Source organism: Romboutsia sp., from assembly GCF_051659545.1.
Taxonomy (GTDB): domain Bacteria; phylum Bacillota; class Clostridia; order Peptostreptococcales; family Peptostreptococcaceae; genus JBOFOR01.
In genome coordinates this window covers 1-3,291 of record NZ_JBOFOR010000238.1, presented here as the reverse complement: position 1 = coordinate 3,291, position 3,291 = coordinate 1, and the positions used below count along the sequence as shown (strand labels likewise).

Sequence of the window (3,291 nt, the reverse complement as noted above, 5' to 3'; positions counted from 1 at the left end):
ATACTTTCATCTATTTCATGTACTCCACCGTTTAAGCTTAGTTCTGTAGTTTGTGCTGGTGTGTTGTCTACTATGAATGGTTGTGATTTAGATGTAGTGTTTCCTTCTTTATCTGTTGCTATAAATTCTAACTTATATTTTCCTTCATCTAATTTCATAGGTATCTTAGATTTCTTACCGCTTTCATCTATTGGATAAACCATAAGTAACATATCAAGTGCATCTCTTAATTGATAAGTATAGTCTGGTATTAGCATACTTGCATCTAGCGAACCTCTATATCCTATAAGTTTATCTGTTGCATAATCTTTTACTACTATATCTATTTTTTCTACTGGAGTGTTAACTTTTATATAACTTCCTATTCCTGGAGTTAGCCATGGATGTACCCAATCTAAGTCGTTAGTTGCACTATTAGTGAATAATTGTATAGGTGCTAATCCTGGCTCTACATATTTTACACTAAATGGTATGTTATGTACTTCTTTGTTATTTTGCCTACTTGTTAACTTTATGTATCCTTGATATACTCCTGCCTCTGCATCTTTAGGTATAGTTAAGCTAACATCTAGGCTAGTTTCTTTGCTCTTATTTGCTACTGCGTTGTTTTTTACACCTATTTTAACCTTATTTTTTATAGCATCTTGTGCTCCATTAGTCTCACTTGGAGTAACATATTCTACTGATACATCATATGTTTTAGTTTTATCAGTTTTATTATCTATTATCAACTTATCTTTAATTACAGTATCTTTTTTAGATATTGCTACCGTACCAAATGATAGTGCTCCTGTTTCATGTTCTACTTCTACTATTTCACCATTATCATTTACAGTTTGAGATGCGTCTTTATTTTTTATAACTACTTGTGATTTAACAGCATCAATTGCATTTATTCTACCTGCTCCCATTTCATTTACACCATATTTTTGAGCTAAATCATCACCAGTGTTCATAAGTGCTAATTTCACATCAAATGCATCGTAGTCTTTATTTTGAGATAATACTAAAGCAGATAGTCCTGCTACATGTGGAGCTGCCATACTTGTTCCACTTATTCTTGAATAAGCTTGTGAATAATCATCTCCTTCAGCTGGGTGATTTATATATTCTGGATAAGTAGACATTATAGACACCCCTGGAGCTACTACATCTGGTTTTATATCACCATTGTTTACTGGACCACGCGAGCTAAAGCTTGCTAGTAAATCTGGTTGTGTTTGTGTATATTCTGTTAGACTAATTTTTGTAGTTATTTTTTCTTGTGCTTCTAGTGCTGCTTTTAGTTTTTGTCCTGTTACTTTGTCTATAGATACTGCTGGTATAAATTCTGTGTTTTCTCCTAAATAATGTTCAATTTCACCATCTACATTATTAAATAATATAACTGCCTTCGCACCTGCTTTTTTAGCATTTATTACTTTTTGATTTAATGCTAATTCCCCTCTTTCAATTAATGCTATCTTACCTGTTACATTTGAGAAATCACCTTCTTCTTTTCCTAACCCACAGAATACTATTTCACCTTCTTGTATTTTAGGTAATTCAGTAAAATCTCTAGCTAATAATCTACCATTTGTAGATATATTATTTGATGCTTCTATTTTAAATTTAGCTATTTGTATAGCTGTAGTGCTTGCTCCTACTGATATAGGAAGTGGCGCTGTCCCTGGTGTTCCTACTGTACCTGGAGCTGGTCCTGCATTTCCATTTGCTAATACTGTTACAACACCTGCAAGCATAGCATTGTTTGTAGCTACTGCTGTTGGGTATAGTGGATCATTTACATTTGCTCCTAGAGATAAGTTTATTACATCCATTCCATCTTCTACTGATTTTTCTATAGCTGCCACTATGTCTGATGTGCTACCTCTTCCATAGGGACCTAATACTCTATAGCCATATAGGTCAGCTTCTGGAGCAACTCCTATTGTAGCAAACTCAGATTTATCATTTTCTCCTGTGCCTGCTATAGTTCCTGATACGTGAGTTCCGTGAGATGTATAGTATTCACTTCCTGTCTCTGGATTAAATTCAGGATGTCCACTACCTTGCCAGTCTTTATATGTAGTTTCCATTGGATCTGCATCATTATCTACAAAGTCCCAGCCTTTCGATACATCTATAGATGCTCCAGTTTTTACTTCCCCTTTGTAGTTATCTTTTAAGTCTGGGTGGTTATAGTCTATTCCTGTATCTATTACCCCTACCTTTATACCTTTGCCTTTTATACCCTCTGAATGAAGCTTATCTACTCCTATTAACGGCTTGCTACTGCTCATAAATGGTGTTATTTCACTTGATTTTGTTTCCTTTGGAAGTTCTAACTTAACAGTTTCATCCTTCCATATAGCTTTTATAACATCACTTTCTGCTAGTTTTTCAATTTCTGTTCCTTTTATTTGTATTGATGCACCATTGAAAGTATTTGTATATTCGTGATTAATTATAGGTGCCGTTGAGAATTGATTTGCTTTTTGTTTATTTCCTACTAAGTCTTTGAACTTTTTATGTTCTTTCTTTATCTTTTCTAGTTTAACTTTTTGATCTTGTGACATGTTTGGAGATGATTTTTTTGAATAAACTAAAGGAGCTGTATTAAACTCTACTATTACTGAGATTAATTCTTCTGAATTTGTATTTATCCCCTCTTGAATTTTTACTCTTTCTGCCTTTAAATCTTTATTTAACTCTATCTTTGTAAAATCAGTAGAGTTCTTCTCAAAATATTCATTTGGTGATAAGGCATGTCCTATATTTGGTAACATCATTGCACCTACCATTACCACAGTTAGTGTTTTTTTTACATTATTAGACCATTTTTTATTATGCATTATTATCCCTCCCCTTTTTTTATTTCCCCTCTTTATCTTATATTATAATATCTCAAGTAAATTATATTTGAATATTCTTAATATTTCAATTTTTTTCATTCTGTTTTTTGTATCATTTTCTGTTTCAATATTACAAAGTATTTTTTATTACATTATTATATACTCTTTTTCTTAAACCTTCATTCCACAGATTTGACCTATACTAATAATGGATCTATGTCAATATTTTAGATACAAATAATTGAATTTTTAACTTGCTCTAGCTATTTTTTCGTACTGATCTGGTGAAATAAAACCAATACTTCCATGAATTCTTTTTCTATTGTACCAACCTTCTATATATTCAAATAATCTTAGTTTTGCAGACTCAAAATCAAAATACTTAACCCTATAAACTTCTTCTTTCTTTAAAATGGCATGAAAAGATTCTATGCAGGCATTGTCATAAGGACATCCC

At 32.1% G+C, this 3,291-nt stretch carries 2 protein-coding genes; both read right to left on the bottom strand.

Going from position 1 to position 3,291, the window contains the following annotated elements; all coding sequences use genetic code 11:
* Nucleotides 1-2,834 (bottom strand): S8 family serine peptidase (locus tag ACRC03_RS13470; RefSeq protein WP_438653098.1); only part of this gene is annotated, 2,834 nt, incomplete at its 3' end.
* Between the two features lie 249 nt (nt 2,835-3,083).
* Nucleotides 3,084-3,291, bottom strand: a 208-nt coding sequence (locus tag ACRC03_RS13465) for an IS3 family transposase (protein WP_438653097.1), incomplete at its 5' end; no start/stop codon positions are given.